Genomic DNA, 26,395 nt, shown 5'->3' with positions numbered 1-26,395 from the left:
GCGCCAACATGCTCATGTGATGGGTTCTGTCCCGCGTAACACGCGGGTGACTTCGCCCGTATTTCTGTCCCCCAATCGCACAGCGGCACGAGAACCTACGTCAGGCTGCGACCTAGCGGCGTCAGCGCGTCGTCGATGCGAGACGGAATCGCCTTGGGATCCGTGCGCAAGACCTCCCCATCCTTATCGAGCTCTTTCAGATGCTGAATGAGCATTTTGTCGCTGACGCCGCGCGCGGTACGCCGCAACTCACTGTACCGCTTGGGGCCGGAAAGCAGGAAATAGACGAGCAGTGGCTTCCACTTCCCGGCAACGATCCGGAGCGCAACGTCCCGCCAGCAGGTGAAATCCAAAAAGTAACTCCCGGTCAGGGTGGCTTGAACGCGCTTCCGGCTCTTTCGGGTAATGGACTGGCTGGCCGCTATCGCCGCCCCAAGGGACGAGCGCCGAAAGGCCGCTACCCCGGTTCCCCCGGCGATACCGTCCGCCTCGATCACCGCGCCGGCATCGCCATCTCACCACGCGGCACCACCTCGACGATCAGGTCTCCGGCCTCAAGCCGGCCCGCCTCGATCTCCCAGAAGCCGAACATGCGGTCGCCGCGGTATATACGCATTCCCAGTCCGGTGCCGATCGATGCGAGCGGGTGCCCCACTTCGGCGGCGGTCACCATCCGTTCGTGCAGCGCCACGCGCCCGTCGGTCGCGGCGAGATCGGCCATATAATCGGCGATGTGCGGCCCATGCGTCGATCCCGCGAGCAGCAGCCCGGCGAAACTCGCCGGGTTGATCACGGTGGTCGCCCCCGCTTGCCGCGCGAGCGCCTCATTGTCCTCGGAGCGGACCACCACGCTGATCGGCACGCCGGGCGCCAGCCGGCGCGCGGTCAGCACGATCAGGATCGAGGTGTCGTCGCGTCCCGCCGCGACGATCACGGCACGCGCACGTCCGATTTGTACCGCTTCGAGTGTCGCGTTGCGCGTCGCGTCACCCTCGATCACCGTCGCGCCGCAGTCTGCGGCAGCTTGCAACGCGGCTGGACGCTCGTCGATCACCACCACATCACTGCCGTCCGCCCCGCGCCGGAGCAGCTCGCACACCGCTTCCGCGCCGCTGGTGCCATATCCGGCGACGACGATGTGATTGTGCAAATGCCGCTGGATCGTGCTCATCCGCCATTTCTCCCAGACGCGCTTCAAAAGGAAATCATACGCCGTGCCGAGAAAAATCAGCCATACGAACAACCGGATCGGGGTGACCACGAACGTATCGAACATCCGCGCCTGATTGGTGACGGGGATGATGTCGCCATAGCCGACCGTCGTCACGGTGATCATCGTGAAATAGATCACATCGAGAAAACTGATCGCGCCATCGACATTGTCGCGCAGCCCGTCGCGCCAGAACCAGTGCACCGCCAGCGCGATGCCGATCAGCCCGAAGGCGAGCAGCATCCGCCATAGCAGCGACAGCCAGGCCGGGGTCCGGCTCTTGCGGTGCAGGCTGAGCGGACGATGATGGGAGGTGGAGCCGCGGCGCATCGTCGGGATGTACCGCAATTCATCGCCGATAAGAACCGGACGTGTCGGGTTGCCTTGGCCGCAGCGGACGTGTTGATGGATACCGCCGCACGCCCGGGACGTTCCCCGATATTCGACCGACCGCCGCCGTTCGCCTGTGGCGGCAACAACGACACAAGGGGAACATGATGCCGTCAGGACTGGTAGCGCTGCTCGACGACGTCGCCGCGATCACCAAGCTTGCCGCGGCTTCGCTGGACGATGTCGCGGCGGCGACCGGCAAGGCGGGCAGCAAGGCGATGGGCGTGATCCTCGACGATGCCGCGGTCACGCCGCGCTATGTCACCGGCTTCACGCCCGACCGCGAACTGCCGATCATCGGCCGGATCGCGCTGGGCTCGATCCGCAATAAGCTGCTCATCCTGCTGCCCGCCGCGCTGCTGATGAGCGCATTCGCGCCGTGGCTCATCACGCCGCTGCTGATGCTGGGCGGCTGCTACCTGTGTTTCGAAGGTGCGGAGAAGGTGTTCGAGGCGATCTTCGGTCACCACGGCGAGGAAGATGTCGCGGCGGCGCCGACCGATGCCGCGACGGTTGAGAAGACCACGGTGTCGGGCGCGATCCGCACCGACCTGATCCTGTCGGCGGAGATCATGGCGATCGCTCTGGCCGATGTGGCGACCTCGTCGATCGTGACTCAGGCGATCGTGCTCGCGCTGGTCAGCCTCGCGATCACCGCTGGCGTGTACGGGGCGGTCGGGCTGATCGTGAAGATGGACGACGTCGGATTGCACCTGGCCAAGCGCGACGCCGCAGCGACACAGGCCATCGGCCGCACGCTGGTGACAGGTATGCCGATCGTGATGCGCGTGCTGGCGATCGTCGGGACCGCAGCGATGGTGTGGGTCGGCGGCGGCATCATCGTTCACGGTCTGGAGGGGTTCGGGATCACCGGCCCCGCTCATATCGCGCACGCTTTCAGCGCCGCCGGTGCCCGTGTTCCCGCGATCGGCGACGTTACGTCGTGGATCGCGAACGCGGTGTTCTCCGGCATCGTCGGGCTGGCGGTCGGCGGGGTGATCGTCGCCGGCATCCACCTCATCGCCAAGCTGCGCGGCGGCGGCGGTCCCGTTTCGCCGTGAGTCAGGCATCATCGTCGGTTTCGAACCGAAAGACATGCTAGACGCCGCATAATGGCAGGCGGCCATGCTGGGAGTGCAGGCTTGGAATCCATATCTATCGTGTTGATCTTGCTGCTGGCGGTCGTCGTCAGCGGTGCCATATCGCGGATGCTGCCGGTCGCGTTGCCAACGCCGCTGGTGCAGATCGCGCTGGGGTTCGTCGTGGGCCTCGCCGGGCATTGGCGCGTTACGCTCGACCCCGAACTGTTCATGCTGCTGTTCCTGCCGCCGCTCCTGTTTCTGGATGGTTGGCGCATCCCCAAGGATGCGCTGTTCAAGGATCTGTCGACCGTCGTCGAACTGGCGCTTGGACTTGTCCTGCTGACTGTCGTGGGCATGGGCTTCCTGATCCACTGGATGATCCCGGCGATGCCGCTGGCGGTGGCGTTCGCGCTCGCCGCCGTCATTTCACCAACCGATCCGATCGCGGTGTCGGCGATTGCCGCGCGGGTGCCGATCCCGAAGCGGATGATGCACATCCTTGAGGGAGAATCGCTGCTCAACGACGCATCCGGGCTGGTGTGCCTGCGCTTCGCGATCGCCGCGGCCTTGACCGGCACCTTCTCGGCGACCGGCGCGGCGCTGAGCTTCGTCTGGATGGCGGGGGCGGGGATCTTGGTCGGGGTCGCGCTGACGCTGGTGGTGACCCGTGCCAAGGCGTGGGTATCGCGACGCTTCGGCGAGGAGACCGGTTCGCAGATCCTGATCAGCGTGCTGATCCCGTTCGGCGCCTATCTCATCGCCGAACACGTCCACGCTTCGGGCATCCTGGCGGCGGTGGCAGCGGGTGTGACGATGAGCTTCGCCGAGATTTCGCGTCAGGCGCTTGCCGTCACGCGGATGCGGCGCAACTCGGTGTGGGACACGATCCAGTTCGCCGCGAACGGCATCATCTTCGTTCTGCTCGGTGAGCAACTGCCCGAGATTCTGTCCGGCCTCGACCAGACGGTCGAAATGACCGGCCATACCAGCCCGTGGTGGCTCGCCCTGTACGTCGTCGCGATCATGGCGGGTCTCGCCGCGCTGCGTTTCACCTGGGTATGGGTGTCGCTCCGCATCACGTTGCTTCGGCGCGCGCCAAGCGGCAAAACGGGGACGAGGCCGCCCTGGCGTCTGGTTGCGGCGATGTCCTTCGCGGGCGTGCGCGGTGCCATCACGCTCGCGGGCGTGCTGACGTTGCCGCTGACGATGGGCGACGGAACGCCGTTCCCGGGGCGCGAGCTTGCGGTCTTCCTCGCGACCGGGGTGATCCTGACCTCGCTGGTGATGGCGAGCCTGGGCTTGCCGCTGCTGTTGCGCGGGCTGACGATGCCGCCCGAGCCGTCGCAACAGGCCGAAGAGGACATGGCTCGCGTGGCTGCGGCCGAGGCGGCGATCAGGGCGGTCGAGCGCGTCCAGCATGCGCTGGCGGAGGGACGCGACGACGCGGACGTCTATGCCGCCGTCGGTGCGCGGATCATGGATGGCTATCGCGAACGGATCGAGAGTCGCGCCGCCGACGGTGACCTCAGGAACGAGGCGCGCGCGAGCGAACGGATCGAGCGTGATCTTCGGCTCGCGGCGGTTCAGGCCGAACGCGACCAGATCGCCCGTATCGCGCGCGACCGTGGCATCGGCAGCGAACTTGCGAACAAGCTGATGCGCGAACTGGATCTGCTCGAGGTGCGCTACAAATAGTGGGATTTGCACCGCCGGCTGGAGCCATGCCCTACAATATCGCCAGCCCGGCGCGCTTCAGCCCACCGAGATAGCCGCGCATCGCCTCGCTCGCGGGTGGCGCGAGTTCCATGAAGGCGCGCCGGCGGTCGAACGGGTCGGGCACGCGCGTCAGCAGCCCCGCCTCGGTCATCTTGGCGATCCAGCGCAGCGCGGTGGTGGGCGCGACGGCGGCGGCGATGCATAGGCTCGACACGGAGACCTGGACGCGTTCGAGTTCGGCGGCGAACAGGTCGAGCAGGATGTCCCACGCCGGGTCTTCGAACAGCCCCATGTCGAAATACTGGTCGCGCAAACGCCGCGCGCGGATCGCGCCGCGGACGTCACGGGGAGAGATCGCGGGCGGGTCGTTGGCGGGGGGCTGCGGCGTGTAGGTGCCGCCCCGGTCCGCCACGCGGCTGCGCGCGGGGTTTGTGGTCTCGAGTCCGCTGAGCCGCGCCAGCGTTTCCGCGATCCGCGCGATCTCTTCGTTGAGCCGGCGCAAGCGAACGGTCTCGACCTCGCACGCGGTATCGAACAGCCGGTCGCGGCGCGGCGGCGACAGCGATGGCGCATAAGCGGCGACGCGCTCGGCGAGGGAGGGCGCGCACAGCAGTTCGACGTTCGGGCCGAACAGATTGGCCGCGACCAGATCGACCTGGGTGGAGGCGAGCGTCGCGACCAGGCGCGCATCATTGTCGCGGGCGAACTGGTTGATGCGTGGCAAGGCATTCACCAGTGCGGCATCGTCGGTGCCTTCGCAATCGGCGACGATCAGATGGATCGGCCCTCGCGCCTCAAGCTGCGCAGGCGCTTCCGCCCAATCCACCCGGCCGAGCAGGCGCGCGGTCGTCGCGCCGATCGCGGCGGCCGCGTCGGGCGCCTCATGATCGGCGATCACCAGTGCGGCAATCGTCGCTGTCGGAGGCCGTGTGGTTTCCCAAGCGTCGCGTCCGTCCATGCCAGCCCCCTGACTTGTGTTGAGAAGAAGAAATACGCTTTTAGCCAAAACGGAGCAGGTGGATCATATCCACAATGAACGAAACTCCTGATTTTGCGCTATTGACTCATGCGTATTCGGCGGAAAGTCGGCGCAAGTATCCCCAAAATGGAGGCAATGTTCGGAAGGTCGCGGATCGGAATTGAACGTCTATCGTATGAATGCGTCATGGCGGATGCTCATGCCTGGCGATGCGGCTCCGCTCAGTCGAGCGCTTTGACGATTTCCTCGACCATCTTCTTGGCATCGGCGAGCAGCATCATCGTGTTGTCCATATAGAACACATCGTTATCGACCCCGGCATAGCCGACCCCGCCCATCGAGCGTTTGACGAACAGCACGGTCTTGGCCTTTTCGACGTCGAGCACCGGCATGCCGTAGATCGGTGAAGTCTTGTCGGTCTTGGCGGCGGGATTGGTGACGTCGTTGGCGCCGATCACGAAGGCGACGTCGGTCTGCGCGAACTCGCCGTTGATGTCCTCCAGCTCGAACACTTCGTCATAGGGCACGTTCGCCTCGGCGAGCAGCACGTTCATGTGGCCGGGCATGCGCCCCGCGACCGGGTGGATCGCGTATTTCACGCGCACGCCATGCGCCTTCAGTTTGTCCGCCATCTCGCGCAGCGCGTGCTGCGCCTGCGCCACCGCCATGCCGTAGCCGGGGACGATGATGACCTGTTCGGCCTGGCTCATCAGGAAAGCGGCGTCCTCGGCGCTGCCACGCTTCCATGGGCGATCGACCTTGGCGCCGCCGTCCGCCGCTGCCGCCGTCGCGCCGAAGCCGCCGGCGATGACGCTGATGAAGCTGCGGTTCATCGCCTTGCACATGATGTAGCTCAGGATCGCGCCCGACGAGCCGACCAGCGCGCCGGTGATGATCATCGCGGTATTGTGCAGCGTGAAGCCCATCGCCGCCGCCGCCCAGCCCGAATAGCTGTTGAGCATCGACACCACGACCGGCATGTCCGCGCCGCCGATCGGCACGATCAGCAGGAAGCCGATCGCGAAGGAGAGGGCGGTGATCGTCCAGAAGATCCAGGGGCTCTGGTCCTGCGTGAAATAGGCGACGAGGCCGAGGATCGCGGCCAGCACGGTGAGGTTGATGACGTGGCGGCCCGGCAGCAGGATCGGCGCGCCGCCCATGTTGCCGTTGAGCTTCAGGAAGGCGATCACGCTCCCTGAAAAGGTGATCGCGCCGATCGCGATGCCGAGCCCCATTTCGATCCGGCTCTGCGGATAGATCGCGAAGAACGGCTTGCCGATCATCGGGATCACCATGTCGGCAATCCCGAACGCCTGCGGATTGAGGAACGCCGCTGCCGCGACCAGCACCGCCGCGAGGCCCACGAGCGAGTGGAAGGCGGCGACGAGTTGCGGCATGTCGGTCATCGCGATTTTCCGCGCGGTGAGAAGGCCGATGGCGGCGCCGATGCCGATGGCCGCCAGGATTTCGGCGATCGTGACATAATCAGGAAGGAACGGAGCCGAGCCGATCGTACCGTCCATCAGATTGGCATGAACGAATACCGTCAATCTCGGCACATGCGTCAGCAGCGTCGTCACCACGGCGATGGTCATGCCGATGATGCCCATGCGGTTGCCGCGCTGCGACGTCGCCGGCGAGGACAGCCCACGCAGCGCGAGGATGAAGCACACCCCTGCGACGAGATAGGCGAGCGCCGCCCAGGGATTGACCGCTACGTGTTCCATCGTTCGTCCTACCCCAATATCGTCATGCCAGCGCACGCTGGCATCTCCCCGTTGCTCGCGCGGGACAAGAACCGCGCGAGACCCCAGCTTTCGCTGGGGTGACGGGTTGTTTTAGTGTTTGGCCGCCACCGGCCGGTCTTTCTTCTTGTACATCGCCAGCATCCGCGCGGTGACCGCGAAGCCGCCGAAGATGTTGACGCTCGCCAGCACCACCGCGACCAGCCCGAGCAGCTTCGACACCGTGCCACCTGCGCCGATCCCGGCCGCCGCCGCCGCGATCAGCGCGCCGACGATGATGACCGAGGAGATCGCGTTGGTGACTGCCATCAGCGGCGTATGCAGCGCGGGCGTGACCGACCAGACGACATAATAGCCGACGAAGCACGCCATGACGAAGATCGACAGGATCGAGATGAAGTCCATGTCCGGCTCACACCCTCTCAAATTTCAGGAAGCTCGTGCATATCGAACGAAAAAAACGGCGCCGGGCTCATGTGAAATTTCGACCGGGCGAGGATAGTGGATAAGCCGCGCGTAGGACAGGCCACGCCTGATCCTCCCGCTCCGGGGAGGATCATGAGAGGAGCCTTGGGTTCACGACCTGACCACCCCGGGTCAGCCGCACCGCGTCGCCGATTTCTTCGTCGAGCACCGGCGCGCCTGTCTCCTTGTCCCAGAACGCGTTCAGGAAGTTGAACAGGTTGCGGCTGAACAATGCGCTCGTGTCCGCCGCCAGGCGGCTTGGCACGTTCTTATGGCCGACGATCTTGACGCCACCGACCTCGACAATCTCGCCCGCGACCGCGCCTTCGACGTTGCCACCCTGTTCGACCGCGAGATCGACGATCACGCTGCCGGGCTTCATGCTCGCCACCTGCGCGGCGGAGATCAGGCGCGGGGCGGGGCGGCCGGGAATCAGCGCCGTCGTGATGACGATGTCCTGCTTGGCGATGTGCGTGGACACCAGTTCGGCCTGCGCCGCCTTGTAGGCGTCGCTCATCTCGCCGGCATAGCCGCCAGACCCTTCGCCTTCGATGCCGGCGACATTCTCGACGAAGATCGGCTTGGCGCCGAGCGACTGGATCTGCTCCTTGGTGGCCGAGCGCACGTCGGTCGCCGAGACCTGCGCACCGAGCCGCCGCGCGGTCGCGATCGCCTGCAAGCCCGCCACGCCGACGCCCATCACGAACACGCGCGCGGCGGAGACAGTGCCCGCCGCGGTCATCATCATCGGGAACGCGCGGCCATATTCGTTCGCCGCATCGAGCACCGCCTTGTAGCCCGACAAGTTCGATTGTGAGGAGAGGATGTCCATCGACTGCGCACGCGTGATGCGCGGCATGAACTCCATCGCCAGCGCTTCGAGTCCCGCCGCGGCATAGCCATCGACTCGGGCACGCTCTCCGAACGGATTGAGGCTGGCGACCACCCACGCACCGGGCGCGACTCCGCCGAGCGATTCGGGATCAGGCCCTTGCACGCCGAGCACGATGCCCGCACCCGCGAGCGTGCCCGTCCGGTCGCCGACGGTCGCGCCGGCGGCGGCATACTCCGCATCGGCGATCGCGGCGGTCAGGCCGGCGCCGGCCTCGATCGCGACTTCGGCACCCAAGCCGATGAATTTCTTGACGGTTTCCGGAGTCGCGGAGACACGGCGCTCACCCGGAGCGCTTTCCTTGAGGACGGCGATTTTCACTTGCTGGCAGGCGCGAGCGCGAAATAGATGATGATGAAGGCGAGCAGGAAGCACGCCACTGCACCATATTTCAGCAGGCCGATCACCTTGTGATAGGTCGCTTCATGGACCTTGATGTCGCCGTCTTCGGCCATGCCTGCATCTCCCAATGCTTATCTTGATCAAGGCTTAGCCGCTGTGCGCCGGTCCCTCAAGCCCGCAGCGGCATGTTTAAGGTCGCTTTTACCCATCGTCCTTAAAAGGGCCGTTCGAACGGCTTTTGTAGGATGGCGGATGACGCGTAACGGGCAACGGCTGCTGATGCTGATCGACGACGAGCCGGCACAACGCCGTCTCGTCGCGGCGATTGCCGCGCGGCGCGGGTGGCGTGCGATCTTCGCCAACGATGGCGAGATGGCGATCGCGACGCTCGGAACGCAGGACGGGATGCAGCTCGACGCGATCCTGCTCGATCATTGGGCGCCCGATGCCGATCCCACCATCCTGATCGCCGAATTGCGCAAGCGCCGCCCGGCGCTGCCGCTGCTTCTGCTCACCGCCAACAGCTCGGTGGCGCAGGCGGTGGCGGCGATGCGCGCCGGCGCGACCGATTTTCTCGTCAAGCCGCTCGCGCCCGAACGGCTGCTCGGCGCGCTCGACGCGGCGGTGGCGGGCAAGGCGGCGGGCGAGCTGCGTCCGTTGACCGAAAAGATCCCGGCGCTGCTCGCGTTCGACGAGATCGTCGGCTCCGCGCCCGATTTCCGCGCAGCGCTCGCCATCGCCGCCAAGGCGGCGCGCGCGCGCGTGCCGGTGCTGCTGGAGGGCGAGAGCGGGGTCGGCAAGGAAGTGGTGGCGGAGGCGATCCATGCCGCATCGCCGCGCGGCAAGAAGCCGATGATCACCGTCAATTGCGGCGCGATCCCCGCCAACCTCGTCGAAAGCGAGCTGTTCGGGCACGAGCGCGGCGCCTTCACCGGCGCGTTCGAGCGTAAGATCGGCCGCTTTCAGGAGGCCGATGGCGGCACCCTGTTCCTCGACGAGATCGGCGAGATGCCGCTGGAAGCGCAGGTCAAATTGCTGCGCGTGCTGCAATCGGGCGATATCCAGCCGATCGGCGCGCGCCATGCCCGCGAGGTGGATGTGCGGGTGATCGCGGCGACCAACAAGACTTTGATCGACGAGGTCGAGGGCGGGCGCTTCCGCGAAGATCTCTATTACCGGCTGAACGTGGTGCAGGTGACGATCCCGCCCTTGCGCGAGCGGTCCGGGGACATTCCCGCGCTCGCCCGGCACCTGCTCGCGCGGATCGCGCAGCAGCCGGGATTGCGGCCGCTCGGGATCACCGACGAGGCGCTCGACCTGCTTGGTAATTATGATTGGCCGGGCAATGTCCGCCAGCTCCAGAACGCCCTGTTCCGCGCCGCCGTGCTGTGCGACGGCGCCGCGCTCACCTCCGCCGATTTCCCCCAGATCGCCGCGCTCGGCGCGCAACGCCACAGTGTGACGGGGCCAGCGCCGATGGCGACCTCGGGCGGGGTGACGCTGTTCCACCCCGACGGCAATTTGCGCGCGCTCGAGGAGATCGAAGCGGACGTGATCCGGCTCGCGATCGGCCATTACCGCGGGCGGATGACGGAAGTGGCGAGGCGGCTGGGGATCGGGCGGTCGACCTTGTACCGCAAGCTGGGCGAACTCGGGATCGATAGCGCGGCCTGAGCGCAGGCGCGCGAGGGCTTTGGTCGCCGCTGGCGTGAACTTGCGCAATGGTGCTCGGCGCGCTGACGGGATACTGACCGCACTTTCGCCGCCACCTGTAATCTGTCAGCAGTGACGCCATTAGCTTTCGGGAGGAAATCGTGGAGCTAAGTCGCCGATCACTTCTGGCCGTCGCGGGCGTATCGCTGATTCCCACATCCCGGCTATTGGCAGCCGATACGCTCACGGTCCCGTCCATCGACCGGCTCCAGTTGACGGTGCTGATCGACAGTACGACGAGCGTCTTCGGGGCATCGATCACGCGGCCCGATATTCGTGTCGTGCCGCCGCCAATCACTGCCGATTACCACACGGCCTTTGCCGGCCAGTGGGGATATTCCTTGCTGGCGAAGTCGTCCGCTGTCGGCACGGCGCGGACGACTCTGATCGATTTCGGTTACACCCCGGCTGCCCTGCTCAACAACATGGCCCTGCTCGGCGTCGCCCCGGATATGGTCGACGCGATGGTTCTGAGCCACGGCCATTACGATCATTTCGGCGGGCTCGACGGCTTCCTCGCGAGCGGAAAGGTAAGGCGTGGAACGCCTTTGTTTGTCGGCGGCGAGGAAGCGTTTTGCGAACGCATCCGTGGCACCGATCCGGACGGCTCCTCTTTCGGCGCGGTCGACCGTCCGGCGATCCGCAAGGCCGGGATCGATCTCATCGTCTCGGGCGATCCTCGGATCGTCGCCGGGCAGGGTTTCACTACAGGCCGAATCCCGTTCGTCTCTACGGAACATCCACGCGTGCCGACCGGAATGCTCCCCGGCCAGAATTGCGATCGGAGGCTGCTCGACCCTGCGAAGCGAGACAAAAGGTTCGTCGTCGACGATGCCGAGCACGAACTCGGCACGGCATTCCATGTTGCAGGACGCGGGCTGGTCGTGGTCGGTTCCTGCAGCCATCGCGGTATCATCAATACCGTGCGGCGTGCGCAAGCTGTGTCGGGTATCGACAAGGTTCACGCAATCGTCGGCGGCTTCCATCTTGTTCCGCCGCAGACGCGGGATCAGGCGATGGAAACGCTGGCGCTGATGCAGGCGATCAACCCGGATTACATCATTCCGGGCCACTGCTCGGGCGAGGCCTTTATCTCCGCCGCTACGGCGGCCATGCCGCAGAAGGTGATACGGTCGGTTGTCGGCAGCAGCTATTTCTTCGGCTCTGCCTGACGTCTGCTTACGCTACCGGGCTGCCTCAAAATTGCCAGGCTGCGAGCCACCAATGTTCGTCTGCACGAAAACGCATTAGCGTTCCCCGCGTGACCGGAGCCGCCATTTGGAAGCGTTGGATCGAAGGACCGGAACGCCCCTAAACGGCGTGAGGTCGGCCCCTCGCTGGAGGAGAGCAAGCGCGTCTTCCACGTCAAGCCCGGGTGTGCGCTAAGCCAGGGTGGTGCGTTATGAGCCGGATCGGCCATCTTCCTCGATGATGGCGACGTCCCACGCGGCAAGGTCGATCGATCCGCCGCGCTGCACCTTGCGCTCATGCAACAATTCCGTGCCGGAAGCGGGGGCGGCCAGATGCTGTGGCACAGCCGAATAATTGAGCACGTACCGGACCTTGTGGCCGTTCTTCAGCGTGCCGCCGCGCACGATCAGCGGGAATTGCACGCCGGCGACCGATGGCTCGACACCCGCACGCGCGACCTCCGCAGCGACGATCTTCTCGGCCAGCGCGTCGCTCGGCATGAAGCCGACATAGCTGACCTCGCCTTTGCCCCAGTGGTTGCGGGTCATCGCGGCGCCAGCCGGCCATGACGGATGCTGATAGCGCGCCACGACTTCGGCGGTGGTGGGCTTCAACATCTCCATCCACCAGCGCGGCGCGTTGTCGGCATCCGAAACCCCGAACGGATTGCCCGCCAGCGTGACCCCGACGGGAATCGTGTACTCCTGATAGGTGACGCCCGCCGCCTCGGCGATCGCACCCGGCTGCGCAGCATAGCGGACCTTGGTGTTCTCGTCCGAAAAGCCGCTTTTGAACGTGTAGAGCAGGTGGCCGCCGCGCTTGGCATAGTCATTCAGCCGCGCGATCTCGGCGTCGCTCGCCGCGTAAAGCGCCGGCACGACGATGAGCTTGTAGTCATCGAGCTTCCGCGTGCTGTCGGGCGACAGGATGTCGGCCTCGACATTCATCCGGTAGAGCGCATCGTAAAAGGGGCGCATCACCTGATTATATTCAATGCCCTCCGGCTTGAACGAATTGAACGCGGTCTGGGCGGTGTTGCTGACATAGACGGCGACCTGGTTGTGCTTCGTCATGCCAGCCAGCTTCGGGCCGAGGCGCGCGATCTCGGCGCCGATCTCTTTTGCCGCCGCATATTCCGCATTGGGTTTGTAGTCCTGCGACAGCAGCCCGCGCCAATAGGTTTCGGCCGCGTTGGCGGTGGTCGCCCAGTGCCAGTATGCGACCATCTGCGCGCCCGAGGCGAGATGGCTGAACGCCTGCAGACGAAGCTGGCCCGGATAGGGCGTCCATTGCGGAAAGCCCTGCGCCTCGGTTTCCAGCACCAGATAATTCTGTCCGTTGCGGATCGAGCGGGCCTCGTCGCCCCCAAAGGCGATCTCCGCGCCGGTCAGCTTGTCCTGCGTTGGATGATAGATGTCGATGCCGGCGATATCGAGCGACCGTGCCGCTTTCCAATGGTCGGCTTCCGGCTGGATGCCATAGGAGCCCTCACGCCAGCCCAGGGAAAAGTTCTGCGTCATGAACTGGCCGGGCCGGGCATGGGCGCGCACCAGCTTGGCCTGCCACGCCAGAAAGTCGGTGACGAGGCTGCGCTGGTAGGCGGCGAAGGCGTTGGACATGCTGGCGTTGATCGAGCCGTTGGTCGACGGGAAATCCTCCCATCGGTTGATCCGGTTCGACCAGTAATTCAGGCCCCACGCCTGGTTCAGGGCGTCGAGGCTCGGCCATTTCGCTTTTATCGACTGGACAAACGCCGCCTGCACCGCCGGGCCGCTGGTGTTGAAGGACGAGGTCTCGTTGTCGAGCTGGTAGCCGATCACCGCAGGATGATCCTTCACATGGTCCACCAGCGCGACGATCACCCGCTCGGCCGCAGCGCGGTAGTCGGGATCGGTGATGTCCATATTCTGCCGGCTGCCATATTGCGCGCGGACGCCGTCGCGGCCGACGATGAGCACATTGGGATGCTGGCGCGCGAGCCATGTCGGCACGGCATAGGTGGGCGTGCCGACGATCACCTTGATGCCCTGCTTATGCATCGCGGCGAGCATGCGGTCGACATGGCTGAAATCGAAGACGCCGGGCTGCGGTTCCAGCGTGCCCCAGGTCGACTCCGCGATGCGGACGACACTGATCCCTGCCGCCTTCATCATCCGCGCGTCCTCATCGACGCGGTCGACCGGCGTGTACTCGTCATAATAAGCGACGCCGTAAAGGATGGTATCCGGCACCTGCGCCTGCGCCGCCGCCGGCAGCGCCACAATGGCCGATGCGAGTGCTTTCACGAACCGCTGCATGATCCTGCCTTCCATTACCAATTCTTCCCCCGCCGTATCGCTTCCAAACTAACAGGCGCGTCGTGCGAGAAGCGTCTCGCCGCCCGGCCTGATCGCGCACAGCACGAGTCTGTCAGATTGGCGGCGTCCCCGGTCAAGATGACGCTCTTCGTAAGAGATCTGTACGCCAGCATCAGAGTGATCGTAGTTGTTCTGGAAAATCGGAAATACCCGTCCGGCTCCGCGGTGAGACGCGATGCGTATTTCCCTGTGTCTGCGAAGCGCAAAGCTGAGGCGGACCTTTTTCGTAGAACGCGACAGCGGCGCAGGAATTCGCGCAGCACAACGAAGTGGGCGAGCTTTCATACATCGTCTCCCATGTTGCGCCGCGTGTTCGTTTCCGAGGGTAGGGCTGCGTGCCTTACCCCGGTTGCCGACGCGTATCGTGAACAAAGGTTTTCTACACGACGATGTCGTATATGCAAGAAAGCTTTCATATATGCTTTCGATGCTTCGAGTGGTGGCTGTTCTTGGATTCACAGTGCTGGACGCCGCCGCGTATGCCGCTTGCCTATAATCGCGATCTGGCTGCAGAGCAGGGGGCGGCCGGGCGGCTCATGGCCACGCCGGCATGAGTGCGGAGCGCGGGTGCGAGGCGGTATGACATCCGCGCTGCATCGGGTCTCGCGAGTGGGTGAGGTGCCTGGCACCTGCAAGGGCGTGGCGGTTCGAGGCCTCAGTGGCATAAGGAGAATGGCGTGGAGCGGATCTTTACGAAACTCGCAGGGCGCATCGCCGCATTTGCTGGAAAGCCGCTGGCGTTCGTTCTGGCGGGTGCCTTCATCGTCATCTGGGGCGTGACCGGGCCGCTATTCCACTATTCCGACACCTGGCAGCTTGTCGTGAACACGGCGACGACGATCGTTACCTTTCTCATGGTGTTCCTGATCCAGAACAGCCAAAATCGCGACGCGGGGGCAATGCAGGCGAAGCTCGACGAATTGATCCGCGCCGTAGACCAGGCACGGGGCCAGTTCATCGGAATCGAGCATCTGACCGCCAAGCAGATCGAGGAAATTCGAGCCGCTTTGGAGAAGGAATGCAGCGAACAGCCGGATCAATATCAGGGTAAGGCGGGCACGACGGGCGATACCGTCGAGCAGCTTCTCGCGCGATACTGAGCGCTGAACCTTGCTTCGAAGGGCGATTTGTTGCGACCAATGTCGCTCCATCCGCTCACGGACGCCGGAAAATTTGCGACGCACGAACCGCTGCGCTGAGCGGCGTTTGCGGTACGTTGAGCTCAGGCACTCGAGCGCTTCGCCTGGATGAGCGGCGCCCGCGCTGACCAGACCATTGCGATTCCGTCAGCCTGAGGTTTCGCCACGCACCTGCTCGGGAACGGGGTCGACAGGCGGCGCCGATGGTTGAGCGTTGTGCGGGACGTGGCGGGTCTCCAGCCAGGGGTGGCACCGCGGGCCTCGTTCCAACCCGCGGTGTCAAATTCGGCTCCGAGGTTCGCGCGAGATCAGGCCACGGATGCGGGATCGAGCGTCACGGCGGTGCGCTCGGCGAGGTCGTTGATGACAGACAGGTAGTTCCGGAAATGCGGCGACGCGCGATGCGCCGCGACGGCCTCGCCATCACCGTAAAGCTCGTCGAGCACGAAGCGCGCGGGATCGGTCTGGTCCTGCCACAGGTCGTAGCGCAGGTTGCCCGGCTCGGCGCGGCTCGGCGTGGTCATGCCGTCGAGCAAGGTCCGCAGGTCCGCTGCCTTGCCGGGCCGGGCGGTCAGAATTGCGACGATTTTGACATGATCGGACATGGTGTTGTTCCTTGTTGGGTGAAGCGGTGTGGCGAGGCTCGCGCGAAGCGCCCCGCCGGTCATGCGCGTGCTCATGCGTTCGCGAGCGAGCGGTCGAGCGCCTCGATCAGCGCCGCCGCGACCGGGTGATCCGAGGCCATGTTCTGGCCGGTGATCAGCTCACGATCGACGACCACGTTGGCCGCCCAGTCGGCGACGCCGGTCGTCACCTCGGCGCCCGCCAGCCGCAGCGCGTCGGGCATGTAGAAGGGCAGCCTGGCGTCGAAGAGGTTGTCCTCGGCCCATTTCTCCTCGCTGGTCGAGAACACGGTCGTGCGATAGCCTGCATAGATCCAGCCCTTGGCCAGATCGGCTGCGGCGGCGGTATCCCCGGCGACCAGCGCCGCGCGGAATTCGCGAGCGCGCGGCAGCGCGGCGATGAGCGCGACGGGGCCGTGGCAAAGCAGGGCGGTCGGCTTCGCGGCCTCGTGGAAGTGGCGCAGGATCGTGCCGACGTCCGCATACTGCATCAGGTCGACGACCGGGGCATGACCGCCGGGCACGAACACGCCGGCAAAGCCGTCCAGCCCTTCGTCGATCACCGAGCGCAGCGTGCGCACCTCGTTCATCGACGGATCACTGTCGTAGAAGCTTCTGGCGCGGGCATGAGCAGCCTCGTCGTTGCCGAAATGCTGCGCGACATCCGAGACTTCATCAATGTGCGGTTTGGTACCGTTCGGCGTGGCGAGGACGACCTCGTACCCGGCGGCGATCAGCGCCATCGACGGAACCACCGTTTCGTTGAGATACTGGCCGATCGCGGCCGAGCCGCCGCCATGAAGGTCGATCTGCGTGGCGTTGGAGCCGAGCACGAGTATCTTTGCCTTGGTCATCTGAACCTCCGTCGTGAATGCTGTGCCTGTGTTGACGGGAGCAAGATGGCGGCACGAGGCGCATTCAAGAACTTTATTTTCTGGATTATAGATATGTCGTAAGCAGCATATCTGATGCGCTACGATCTCAACCTGCTGCCGATCTTCGCCGCTTTGATGGAGGAGCGTAGCGTCACGCGCGCCGCCGAGCGGGTCGGCATGACCCAGCCCGCGCTCTCCAACGCGCTGGCGCGGCTGCGCACGATGCTGCAGGACCAGCTCTTCATCCGCGAACGCTATGGCCTGCAACCGACGCCGATCGCATTGGAGCTTGCCCCCGTCATCGCCGAGGCGCTGGCGAAGCTCGACGATGCGGTGCTTGGGCAGCAGGATTTCGACCCCGCCAGCGCTGAGCGGGTGCTGACGATCGCGCCGAACGGCTATGTCGAGTTCGTGCTGGTGCCCGCGATCGTGGCACGCCTTCAGGAGGTGGCACCCGGCATCAGGCTTCGCCTGACACCCTTTGGCAATGATCTGGCGGAAACCGGCGTGGTGTCGGGGACCACCGCGCTGGTGCTCGGACGAATCATCGACCCGCCCGACAATCTGGTCGTTCAGCATGTGATGGACGAGGGGCTCGCCTGCATCGTGGCGGCGGGCCATCCCGATATCGGGGATAGCCTCACGCGCGAGCAGTTCGAACGGCTCAAGCACGTCAACGTCGTACCACCCGGCCGCATGCGCGCCGGGCTGTTCCAGGCGCTGTCGCAGCAGCAGCTCAAGCGTGACGTCGCGATCTCCGTGACGAACTTCTTCGCGGTCGCCGAGATGGTGGCCGTCACGAAGTACTGCGCGACGTTGCCCAATCTCATCTGCCGCCGGCTGGCGCACGATCCCCGGCTGAAAGTGCTGCCCGCGCCGGTTGATCTGGGGACGTTTCCGGTCGAGATGGCGTGGCATGTGCGCTACCGCCACGATCCAGCCCATCGCTGGCTCAGGACATTGATCGGTGAAGTCGCTGCGCAGCTTGTGGCTGGCAGCTGACAGGTCGCATGCGACCGGTCACGACCGTGAACGAACGGCGACCTCCGGGGGAAGGTCAGGCCGTGCGTGATGTCTGATGCGATGTGCAACCTGGCGGGGCGCTGTCTCGCCCCGGTTCTGCCGGTTTCGCGTCGAGATCCGGGATTGAGGTCTCATAACCCGCCGTCATGATTGCGCCGGCTGATCCTCCCGCGAGCGCTCGACCCAGTCGGCGAGTGACACCTCGGATGTCGGGCGGGTTTCGGCGCTCATGCTGTTTGCCATGATCTCCAGCGCCCACCGGCCTCGCTCCCGCGTTTCGGCGGCGACCGCATCCTCGGGAATCCAGAGATCATAGTCGCGCATGTGCGCGTCCGCTGCCGTGAACAGAACGCAGATGTCGGTGGCGATCCCGGTCAGGATCAGCCGGTTGACGCCGAGCTTGGGCAGCAGCACCGGCAGGTTGGTGGCATAGAAGCCGGAGAATTGCGGCTTGATGATGAAGTAATCATCGTCATTGGGCGTGAGCGATCCGGTGATCTCGTTGCCGTCGCGCATCGCGCTGTCGATCAGCCGTGAGCGTTCGGAATGCCATTCGCCGAAATTGTCGTTGACGAAGATGACCGGACATCCGGCGCGCTCGACAGCGCCGCGGAGCGCCGCGATGGTGCGTGCGGCGGCGAGCGCGGCCGGCTTGATCTGCTCGGCTTGCGGAAAGTCGAACCGGTTTATCATGTCGATGATGAGCAGCGCCGGGCGGTCGGCTTTCTGGTCGCGCGCCGGTGTGGTCGGATCGGGATGCTGCGCATCGTGCATCTAAAGCTTCCTGCTCGCAACGCGCCGCGCGGGGCGGATCACACCGCCCCGCTTACTCGGCTGCTACCTTCAGTCTGTTCTCGAAGTCGGGGGCGCCGATCTCCTCGGCGAACCACGCGCAGGTCCGTGCCAGACCCTCGGCGAGCGGAACGCGCGGCTGCCAGCCGAGCTGTTCCTGCGCGCGCGCGATGTCGGGGCGGCGGCGGCGGGGATCGTCGACCGGGAGTGGCAGATAATCGATCGCGACCGGGCCGCCGATCACCGCGAGGATCTCGTCAAGCAGTTCGTTGAGCGTGCGCTCCTCGGGGTTGCCGAGGTTGGTCGGTTCGAGCCCGTCGGCATCGCTCTCCATCAGCCGGATCAGCCCGTCGACCATGTCGGAGACGTAGCAGAAGCTGCGCGTCTGGTTGCCGTCGCCGTAGATGGTGACCTTGCGCCCCGCCAGAATCTGACAGATCAGGTTGGAGACGACGCGCCCGTCATCGGGGTGCATGTGCGGGCCGTAGGTGTTGAAGATGCGGGCGACGCGCACCGCCGCGCGGCCCATCCGGGCGAAATCGAACGTCATCGCCTCGGCGGCGCGCTTGCCCTCGTCGTAGCAGGCACGCGGGCCGGTGCAGTTGACGAAGCCGCGATAGCCTTCGCGCTGCGGATGCACTTCGGGATCGCCATAGACTTCGCTGGTCGAGGTGAGCAGGAAGCGCGCGCCAGAGCTTTCCGAAAGCCGAAGCAGGTGATCGGTGCCGACCACGCAGGTCAGCATCGTATGTTCGGGATCGGCCTGATATTGCGGGGGCGAGGCGGCGCAGGCGAGATTGTAGATCCGCGTGAAGCGATCGCTCAGCGCGACGATCTCGCCCGGCAGCGGATTGACGATATCGCCTTCGATGAAGGTGAAGTTCGGGTGCGACTCCAGCACGCGCAGGTTGGATGGCCGCGCCGTCTGGAGATTGTCGAGGCAGACGACGTGCTCGCCGCGCGCGAGCAGTTCGGCGCACAGATGCGAGCCGATGAACCCCGCGCCGCCGGCGACGAGGGTGAGGGACGGGTTATGGGCTGTCACGGTGGCGATCCTCTCGTGCGGCGCTGCCGGTGGCTGCGCCGTTCTTTCCATCAGATAGGCTTCGAGTTCGGCGGCGCGGTGCGCGGCGGTATGCGCGGCGAGCACGCGCTGGCGTGCGGCGGTGCCGATGTCATCGCTGTTGCGCGACAGTGCGGCGATCGCCTCTTCGGTGGTGTCGGCCAGGACGATTTCGCGGCCCGGCGCGAACAGGCTGTCGATCCCGTCCCAGCGATCGGACAGGATCGGCGTGCCGCACGCCCCCGCCTCGAACAGCCGCACCGATGGCGACCAGCCTGCCGCGATCATGTCGGCACGCGTCACGTTGAGCGTCATCCGCGAGGCGCTGTAGAATTCGGCATGGTTCGCGGGCGGCAGATGTTCGATCCGCTCGACATTGGCGGGCCAGTCGATGTCGGCGGGATATTGCGGCCCGGCCACCGCGAAACGCAGATCGGGGCGGCGGCGTGCCGGTTCGATCAGCAGTTTTTCGAGCGTCGGTTGACGATCGGGGCTGTAGGTGCCGAGATAGGTCAGATCCCAGCGCTTTGGCATGTCGAGCGGGCGATAGGCTTGCGGATCGACCGAACAATACAGCGCGCGCGCCGCTGGTGAGCGATAGTCGCGCTCGATCCGTTCGAGCGTCGGGCCGCCGGTGAAGGACAGATACAGGTCGAAGCCGGGAATCCCCTCGGGCGACAGATATTCGAAATCGCCGCGCGCCAGCTTGGCGAGCGTGACGGGCGTGTCGATGTCGTAGAACGCGGTGACGCCGCGCGCCGCGCCTTGCACGAAGCGCGCGACCGCACCCCCCTCGGGCACGTAGGAGCCGACGATCACCGCATCGGCCCCGGCGATCTCGCCGCGCCAGCGTTCGAGGTCGGGGAGGTCGCTATAATATTCGAGCCGGCAGAAGTCGGGGTCGATCAGGTCGCGGTGGGCGCCCGCGTACCACGGTACTTCGCGTTCGAGGAACAGCACCTCATGTCCGCGCGCGGCATAGGCGGCGAGCAACGCGCGGAAGGTGGTGGCATGGCCGTTGCCCCAGGACGAGCCAAGGCTGAGGCCGAGAACGACGAGTTTCATGCGGCCTCCGTCAGTCGCTGGCGGTGTTCCTGGAAGATGCGGTGGACCTGTTCGCCCCGCAGCGCATAGGTGTGCTCGGCGCGCACCCGCGTCAGCGCGGCAGCGCCAATCGCGCGGGCGCGGTCTTCGGTCAGCGCGGCGAGATGCTCGGCGACATCCTGCCCGTCACGCGCCACGAGCACCTCTTCGTCGGGCGTGAGGAACTGTTCGATCCCCTCCCACGCATCGGTGATGAGACACGCCGCCGCGCCCGCCGCCTCGAACACCCGCGTCGCCGGGGAGAAGCCGATATGCGCCATCGAATCGCGCGCGACGTTGAGCACGGCGCGCGGCGTGCAGTTGAACGCATTGTGGTCGTTGGTGCCGACATGGCCGATCGCGCGCACGTTGGCGGGCATAGGCTTGTCGTGCCAGCCATTGCCGCCAAGCAGGAAGCTCTGTTCGGGCAGCGCCGCGGCGGCCTTCAGGAAGAACTCCTCGATCCGTGCCTCGCGGTCAGGCAGGCGGTTGGCGAGCAGGCCGAGATCGGCGGTGAAGCGCGGCTGCGGCGGCGCGGGGTGGTGCGTCTCCGGGTCGAGCGCATTGTACACCGGTACGCAGCGCGCCGCGCCGAAGCCGGTGTACGCGTCGATCACCGGCGGCCCGCCGCCATAGGTCAGCACCATGTCGATATCGGGCAATGCCGCCAGCACCGGATGCGCGGCGTCACCGCGCATCTCGTCAAGCGTCGCGGCGGCGTCGACATCCCAGAAGATGCGCAAAGCATCCGGGCGGCTTAATGCGACCACGCCTTCGAGCAATTCGCGGTCGAACACGCCGACGCCGTTCGCCTTGACGACGATGTCGGCGCCGCCCGCTTCGGCGAGCACCGAGCGCAGGCCTTCTGCGGTCGCCGGATACACCACCGAGCGCGCCCATTCCGGCGGATCGATGTCGCGGTGCTGCTGGCGCTCGAACGCGTCGGGCTCGTAAAAGGTGATGTCGTACCCGTGCGCGGCGAGTGCCTTGAGGATGCCGCGATAATAGGTCGCCGCCCCGTTCCAATAGGAGGAGAGCAGGCTCGATCCGTAGAAGGCGATTTTCATGCGGCGCTCCCTTGTGTCTGTTCGTCACCCCAGCGAACGCTGGGGTCTTCCGCGGCAGGCGCGCGATCGGCCTCGGGAGATCCCGGCTTTCGCCGGGATGACGTGATGTGGCTGGTGATTTCGAGCAGTTCGTCGACACGGTGCGCGCAGCTATGCCGCGCGCGGATCGTCTCGAGCCCGTTGCGGACGAGCTGCGCGCGTAAGTCGGCATCGTCGCGCAAGGCGGTGAGGTGGCGGGTCATCTCGTCGCCGTCGCGCGCGACGAGATAATCCTGGCCGGGCCGGAACAGCCCTTCGGCATCGTCCCACGGCGCGGATACCAACGGAATCCCGCAGGCGAGCGCCTCGAACACGCGGATCGTCGGGATGCCGGGCAGGATCGTCGCATAATAGCGGCGCGGCACATGCACGGTGGCGAGGTGGCCCGCGAAGATCTCGGCCGCGCGCGCGTTCGCGGCCCAGCCGTGATAGCGCGCACCGTAGCGTGCGAGCATCGCTTTGGCGTCGTCGGGATAGCGCACGCCGTAGACATCGAGCGGCAGGCGAGCGGTTTGCGCGGGCTCGAACAGGAAGCGTTCAAGCTCCTCGGTGCGCTCGCCGTCGCCCCAATTGCCGATCCAGACGAGGCCTTCGCGCGCGCCTTCGGTTTCGGGCGGGTGGAAGCGGCGCAGATCGGCCGCCTCGTGCCACGTCCACACGCGGCCTTCCCAGCCCCAGCCGCGATAGACCTGCGACAGTGTTTCGCCGAACGCGAGCACGCCGTCATAGCCCGACAGGTCGTAGGCGCGCATCGCCTCGGGCTCGCTCACCGCGCGGTGGTGCGTGTCGTGGAACAGCAGGGTGAAGCGCCCGCCCGCCGCGCGCAGCCGGCCGATCCCGGCGACCAGCGCGGGATCGTTCCATTCGTGGACGATCACCAGATCGGCGCCATCGACCATCGCGTCGGGCGCCGTGTCGGGCGGATAGACCGAGGACGACAGTTCGGGATAGGCGGCGCGATAGGCATCCAGTCCGGCGTCACCGTGATCGGCGAGCAGATTGGCGAGGCTCCACGCGCCCGCCGGTTCCCACACCTGTACGTCATGCCCGCGCGCGATCAGCTCGCTCAGCACGCCGCGCAGGAAATGCGCGTTGCCGTGATTCCAGCACGACGCGAGCGAATGGGTGAAATAGACGATTTTCATGCCGCGATCCTCCCGCCGGGAACGACCGTGCCGAGCAGATCGGCATAGATCGCGAGCATGCCGTCGGCCATCGCCTGCGGGGCGTAGCGCTGGGCGCGGTGGCGCGCCGCCTCGCCGAGCCGCCGCCTGAGCGCGGCGTCGCCGATCACCGTCTCGATCGCGCGGACATAGCCGCTCTCGTCGTCGCCCGCGACGAACACCGCCGCGCCGTCCCAAAGCTCGCGGAAGCCGGCGGTGTCGGACAGCACCAGCGCGCAGCCGGCACCCGCCGCTTCGAGCACCGCCAGCCCGAACGGCTCGAACGACGCCGCCGACACGAACACCGGCCGCGCCGCGAGCTGCCGGCCGAGCGCATCAGCGTCGATCTGGCCGAGCAGGTGAAGGTTGGTAAGATCGATATGCTCGCCATGCGGCCCGGTCGCCGCGCCCGCCGCGCTGAACGGCACCGCCAGCCGCGCGGCGACCCGGTCGAGCAACTCGGCGCGCTTGACCCGGTCCCACAAGCGCCCGACCGTCAGCACCCGATCGTGAAGCGCGCCCGCGCCCGGCGCGGCGAGCGGCGCGCGGCCATTGTGGACGATCTGCGGCACGCGCGGCAGCGCATAATGGCGCGCGACCAGCGCGGCATAGCTCGCGGTCGGTGCGACCAGCCGGTCGGCGGCGCGCAGGCCCGCCGCCATCATGTCATGGTGCCAGCCGAACTGCGGATCGAGCGGCGCGCCGGGCTTTGCCGCCTGCCACCATGTCGAAACGCAACCATGCGTCACCGCAACGGTCGGCAGTGTGTGCGGCGTGGCCGCGAGGGTGGGCATGTTGAGCTGGACGAGATCGGCGTGCAGATCACCCGCGAGTGTCGCGATCGCCGTGCCCGCCGCGCGGATCGGCGCGGGGCCGTCGCACAGCCAGTCGAGCGGCAAGCCGGTCTCGACCAATGTCGCGCCGGCAATCGCACGCGCTTCGGCGCGCTGCGCGTCGGACGGTGCCGGGCCGAGCAGCGCGAGAAGCGGTTCGGCGCCGCGCGCCACCAGCCCGCGCGCGAGGTCGAGCCCATATTGCCACACCCCGCCGACCGCATCGACGGTCAGCAGGATTCGCAAACCCTCGGCGCGCGAGCTGTGCGTCACAGTGCGACCGCCGCCGCCGCGCCGATCGGCAGGCCGCGTTCCGTGGCGAGCCACTGCGCCAGCCGCGCGACGCCCTCGCGCCACGGCACCGTCGCGCCCAGCCCGAGCGCGGCTTGCGCCGCGCGCGTATCGGCGACGAAATAGCGCTGGTCGCCCGCACGCCAGTCGTCGAACCGCACGTCGGGCGCGGCGCCGACCAAAGTACCGATATGGTCGAGCAAAATGCGCAGGCTCACCGCGTTGTCCGGCCCGCCGCCGAGATTGAACGCACGGCCCGCGACCGTGTCGATCCCGCGCCACGCCGCCATATAGGCGTCGACCGCGTCGCTCACCTGAAGGATGTCGCGCACCTGATGTCCGTCGCCGTACAAGGTGATGGTCTGGCCTTCGAGCGCGCGGATCAGGAAATGCGCGACCCAGCCCTGATCCTCGGTGCCCATCTGGCGCTCGCCGTAGATGCAGCTCATCCGCAGCACCGCCGTCGGCACGCCGAAGCTGCGCGCATAATCGAGCACGTACTGGTCAGCCGCGCCCTTCGAACAGCCATAGGGCGTGTGGAAATCGAGCGGGCGCGCCTCGCTGATGCCGTGCGCGCGCAGCTCGGGGTCGGCTGGCAGATAGCCCTGGTCGGTCGCATCGAAATCGAGATCGATCAGGTCGCCGTACACCTTGTTGGTCGACGCGAAGATCACCGGCACAGGCGCGTCGGTGCCACGCACCGCTTCGAGCAGGTTGAAGGTGCCGCCGATGTTGATGTCGAAATCCTCGCGCGGATCGGCGAGGCTGGTGGTGACCGCGACCTGCGCGGCCATGTGGAACACCGCGCCGGCGCGGCGCGCGGCCGCGCTGAGCGTGGCCGCGTCGCGCACGTCGGCGACGATCAGCTCGACCTTGTCGCCGTGGCGCTCTTGCAGCCATTTAACGTTGCGCTCGACCCCGGCGCGCGCGAGCGCGTCGTAGACGATCACGTCATGGCCTTCGCGCAGCAGCCGATCGGCGATGTTGCAGCCGATGAACCCCGCGCCGCCGGTGACGAGGATCGGCCGGTCGCCCGCGCTCATGCCACCAGCCCCCGCGCTTCGAGTTCGGCGCGCGCGTGCGCGACATTGTCGTCGGCGGTCTGCTGCTGAACCCATTCGGCGAGTTCGGCCAAGCCTTCTTCGAAATCCTGCCGCGCTTCGAAGCCCAATTTCTCGGCGGCGAGGCTGGTGTCGCAGAAACAATGCCGGATATCACCGATCCGCGCCTTGCCGACGATTTCGGGCGCGATGCTGTTCTTGCCCATCGCCCGCGCCAGCGCTTCGGCGACCTGCGTGACCGAGCGATCCTCGCCAGACCCGATGTTGAAGGTCTGACCGGTAGCCTCGGGCAGCACCAAAGCATCGGCGAACGCGCGCGCCACGTCGCTGACATGGACGAAGTCGCGGCGCTGCTCGCCGTCTTCGAAGATCATCGGCTGCTGGCCGTTGAGCAGCCGCGACGCGAAGATCGCCAGCACGCCGGTATAGGGGTTCGACAGCGCCTGACCCGGACCATAGACGTTGAACAGCCGCAGGCACACGCTCTCGATCCCGTACGGCGCGCCCATGATATGGGTGGTGCGCTCCTGCACGAATTTGTTGAGCGCGTAGATCGACGCGAGGCTCGGGCGCTTCCATTCCGGCGTCGCCACAGGCGAGAGCACGCGGCCCTGCGCGTCGAGCGGATCCCAGATCTTCTGCCCGTCGCGCACCATGCCGCGTTCGGCATTCTCGACGAAGTTGCCGTCCTCGTCGCGGTACAGCCCTTCGCCGTAGATGCTCATCGACGATGCGGTGACGACGCGCCGCACCGGATTGTCGATCAGCCGCTCGAACAGCACCGCCGTGCCGACGTCGTTGGTCGAGGTGTAGCGTTCGACCTCGTACATCGATTGCCCGACGCCGACCTCGGCGGCGAGATGGATCACACTGTCGACGCCGCGAAGCGCTGTGGCCACCGCATCGCCGTCGCGGATATCCGCCTGGATCAGTTCGACCTCATCGGGCAGGTCGGCAGGGCGCTCGCCAGCACCGTGGACCTGCGGGATCAGCGCGTCGAGCACACGAACGTTGTTACCACGCCGCAACAGTTCGCGTGAGACGAAGCGGCCGATGAAACCTGCGCCGCCGGTAATCAGGACTGTCTCGCTCAAAGCCATAGCCTCCTCATTGTCGTTGATCCAGATCAGGAATTGTGATTAACTCAGATCAAGATCGGCAAATGCGCTTGATTGTAAAGGTTTGTTGCGCTTTCTTGTCTGAGGCAATGCTTCTTCTTCCTCTTTGTTCCCGATGAAGATCGAGCATCAACTTGGTTCGT

The 26,395-nt window shown here is 66.0% G+C and carries 23 protein-coding genes; 6 read left to right on the top strand and 17 right to left on the bottom strand.

Annotated features, from left to right (window positions below):
• Nucleotides 1–95: 95 nt before the first annotated feature.
• Nucleotides 96–497 carry a winged helix-turn-helix transcriptional regulator gene (locus J0A91_RS22590; RefSeq protein WP_240502129.1) on the bottom strand — a complete coding sequence of 134 codons (402 nt, stop codon included), beginning with the start codon at nt 495–497 and terminating at the stop codon, nt 96–98.
• Nucleotides 494–1,540, bottom strand: a complete 1,047-nt coding sequence (locus J0A91_RS22585) for a potassium channel family protein (protein ID WP_069206780.1) — start codon at nt 1,538–1,540, stop codon at nt 494–496. Before J0A91_RS22585 ends, J0A91_RS22590 begins: the two co-directional genes overlap by 4 nt.
• A gap of 167 nt (nt 1,541–1,707) precedes the next feature.
• On the opposite strand from J0A91_RS22585, the gene J0A91_RS22580 reads away from it, so the two are divergent.
• Entirely contained in the window at nt 1,708–2,661 is a 954-nt protein-coding gene (locus J0A91_RS22580) for a DUF808 domain-containing protein (RefSeq protein WP_069207588.1), read from the top strand.
• An 81-nt stretch (nt 2,662–2,742) separates the two neighbouring features.
• Nucleotides 2,743–4,377, top strand: coding sequence for a Na+/H+ antiporter (locus tag J0A91_RS22575; protein WP_206364953.1), 1,635 nt, complete (start codon nt 2,743–2,745; stop codon nt 4,375–4,377).
• Between the two features lie 31 nt (nt 4,378–4,408).
• Here the strand turns inward: J0A91_RS22575 and J0A91_RS22570 are convergent, their stop codons facing one another.
• From J0A91_RS22570 to J0A91_RS22550, 5 genes are all read right to left on the bottom strand, one after another.
• A complete protein-coding gene (locus J0A91_RS22570) occupies nt 4,409–5,356 on the bottom strand; it encodes a helix-turn-helix domain-containing protein (RefSeq protein ID WP_069206778.1) in 948 nt (315 codons plus the stop codon).
• A gap of 242 nt (nt 5,357–5,598) precedes the next feature.
• A complete protein-coding gene (locus J0A91_RS22565; protein ID WP_069206777.1) occupies nt 5,599–7,104 on the bottom strand; it encodes an NAD(P)(+) transhydrogenase (Re/Si-specific) subunit beta in 1,506 nt (501 codons plus the stop codon).
• Nucleotides 7,105–7,215: 111 nt separating this feature from the next.
• On the bottom strand, nt 7,216–7,527 hold the full coding sequence (locus J0A91_RS22560) for an NAD(P) transhydrogenase subunit alpha part 2 (protein ID WP_069206776.1): 312 nt from the start codon (nt 7,525–7,527) through the stop codon (nt 7,216–7,218).
• Nucleotides 7,528–7,678: 151 nt separating this feature from the next.
• On the bottom strand, nt 7,679–8,800 hold the full coding sequence (locus tag J0A91_RS22555) for an NAD(P) transhydrogenase subunit alpha (RefSeq protein WP_069206775.1): 1,122 nt from the start codon (nt 8,798–8,800) through the stop codon (nt 7,679–7,681).
• A complete protein-coding gene (locus tag J0A91_RS22550) occupies nt 8,797–8,934 on the bottom strand; it encodes an aa3-type cytochrome c oxidase subunit IV (RefSeq protein WP_083224867.1) in 138 nt (45 codons plus the stop codon). The genes J0A91_RS22555 and J0A91_RS22550 overlap by 4 nt, the downstream gene beginning before the upstream one ends.
• Nucleotides 8,935–9,073: 139 nt before the next feature.
• On the opposite strand from J0A91_RS22550, the gene J0A91_RS22545 reads away from it, so the two are divergent.
• Nucleotides 9,074–10,495 (top strand): sigma-54-dependent transcriptional regulator, encoded by a 1,422-nt coding sequence (locus J0A91_RS22545; protein ID WP_069206774.1) that lies wholly within the window; start codon nt 9,074–9,076, stop codon nt 10,493–10,495.
• 140 nt (nt 10,496–10,635) lie between these two features.
• A complete protein-coding gene (locus J0A91_RS22540) occupies nt 10,636–11,706 on the top strand; it encodes an MBL fold metallo-hydrolase (RefSeq protein ID WP_069206773.1) in 1,071 nt (356 codons plus the stop codon).
• Between the two features lie 228 nt (nt 11,707–11,934).
• Here J0A91_RS22540 and J0A91_RS22535 read toward each other — a convergent pair whose 3' ends face one another.
• The gene (locus J0A91_RS22535) at nt 11,935–14,037 is read right to left on the bottom strand and encodes a beta-galactosidase (protein WP_069206772.1); all 2,103 of its coding nucleotides are present in this window, start codon (nt 14,035–14,037) and stop codon (nt 11,935–11,937) included.
• Nucleotides 14,038–14,759: 722 nt separating this feature from the next.
• On the opposite strand from J0A91_RS22535, the gene J0A91_RS22530 reads away from it, so the two are divergent.
• Nucleotides 14,760–15,182: a low affinity iron permease family protein gene (locus tag J0A91_RS22530; protein WP_069206771.1), complete on the top strand. Its 423-nt coding sequence runs from the start codon at nt 14,760–14,762 to the stop codon at nt 15,180–15,182.
• Between the two features lie 347 nt (nt 15,183–15,529).
• Here the strand turns inward: J0A91_RS22530 and J0A91_RS22525 are convergent, their stop codons facing one another.
• Together J0A91_RS22525 and J0A91_RS22520 are read right to left on the bottom strand one after the other, a co-directional pair.
• The gene (locus J0A91_RS22525) at nt 15,530–15,826 is read right to left on the bottom strand and encodes a putative quinol monooxygenase (protein ID WP_069207587.1); all 297 of its coding nucleotides are present in this window, start codon (nt 15,824–15,826) and stop codon (nt 15,530–15,532) included.
• Between the two features lie 71 nt (nt 15,827–15,897).
• Complete coding sequence (locus tag J0A91_RS22520; protein ID WP_069206770.1) at nt 15,898–16,698, bottom strand: type 1 glutamine amidotransferase domain-containing protein; 801 nt, start codon at nt 16,696–16,698, stop codon at nt 15,898–15,900.
• Nucleotides 16,699–16,812: 114 nt separating this feature from the next.
• On the opposite strand from J0A91_RS22520, the gene J0A91_RS22515 reads away from it, so the two are divergent.
• Nucleotides 16,813–17,721 (top strand): LysR family transcriptional regulator, encoded by a 909-nt coding sequence (locus tag J0A91_RS22515; protein ID WP_069206769.1) that lies wholly within the window; start codon nt 16,813–16,815, stop codon nt 17,719–17,721.
• 165 nt (nt 17,722–17,886) lie between these two features.
• Here J0A91_RS22515 and J0A91_RS22510 read toward each other — a convergent pair whose 3' ends face one another.
• Genes J0A91_RS22510 through J0A91_RS22475 form a run of 7 tightly spaced genes read right to left on the bottom strand, consistent with a single transcriptional unit; the run spans nt 17,887 to nt 26,234 of the window.
• Complete coding sequence (locus tag J0A91_RS22510; RefSeq protein ID WP_069206768.1) at nt 17,887–18,516, bottom strand: cysteine hydrolase family protein; 630 nt, start codon at nt 18,514–18,516, stop codon at nt 17,887–17,889.
• A gap of 52 nt (nt 18,517–18,568) precedes the next feature.
• Nucleotides 18,569–20,662, bottom strand: coding sequence for an NAD-dependent epimerase/dehydratase family protein (locus tag J0A91_RS25150; protein WP_169833209.1), 2,094 nt, complete (start codon nt 20,660–20,662; stop codon nt 18,569–18,571).
• A complete protein-coding gene (locus J0A91_RS22495) occupies nt 20,659–21,747 on the bottom strand; it encodes a CgeB family protein (protein WP_069206767.1) in 1,089 nt (362 codons plus the stop codon). Before J0A91_RS22495 ends, J0A91_RS25150 begins: the two co-directional genes overlap by 4 nt.
• The gene (locus J0A91_RS22490) at nt 21,744–22,931 is read right to left on the bottom strand and encodes a CgeB family protein (protein WP_083224866.1); all 1,188 of its coding nucleotides are present in this window, start codon (nt 22,929–22,931) and stop codon (nt 21,744–21,746) included. Before J0A91_RS22490 ends, J0A91_RS22495 begins: the two co-directional genes overlap by 4 nt.
• Nucleotides 22,928–24,055, bottom strand: a complete 1,128-nt coding sequence (locus J0A91_RS22485; protein WP_240502128.1) for a glycosyltransferase family 4 protein — start codon at nt 24,053–24,055, stop codon at nt 22,928–22,930. Before J0A91_RS22485 ends, J0A91_RS22490 begins: the two co-directional genes overlap by 4 nt.
• Nucleotides 24,052–25,116 (bottom strand): SDR family NAD(P)-dependent oxidoreductase, encoded by a 1,065-nt coding sequence (locus J0A91_RS22480; RefSeq protein ID WP_069206766.1) that lies wholly within the window; start codon nt 25,114–25,116, stop codon nt 24,052–24,054. Before J0A91_RS22480 ends, J0A91_RS22485 begins: the two co-directional genes overlap by 4 nt.
• Nucleotides 25,113–26,234 (bottom strand): NAD-dependent epimerase/dehydratase family protein, encoded by a 1,122-nt coding sequence (locus tag J0A91_RS22475; protein ID WP_069206765.1) that lies wholly within the window; start codon nt 26,232–26,234, stop codon nt 25,113–25,115. Before J0A91_RS22475 ends, J0A91_RS22480 begins: the two co-directional genes overlap by 4 nt.
• Nucleotides 26,235–26,395 lie beyond the last annotated feature (161 nt).

It is taken from the genome of Sphingomonas panacis (assembly GCF_001717955.1).
GTDB classification, from domain to species: domain Bacteria; phylum Pseudomonadota; class Alphaproteobacteria; order Sphingomonadales; family Sphingomonadaceae; genus Sphingomonas; species Sphingomonas panacis.
This window is presented reverse-complemented; position numbering and strand designations above follow the sequence as displayed.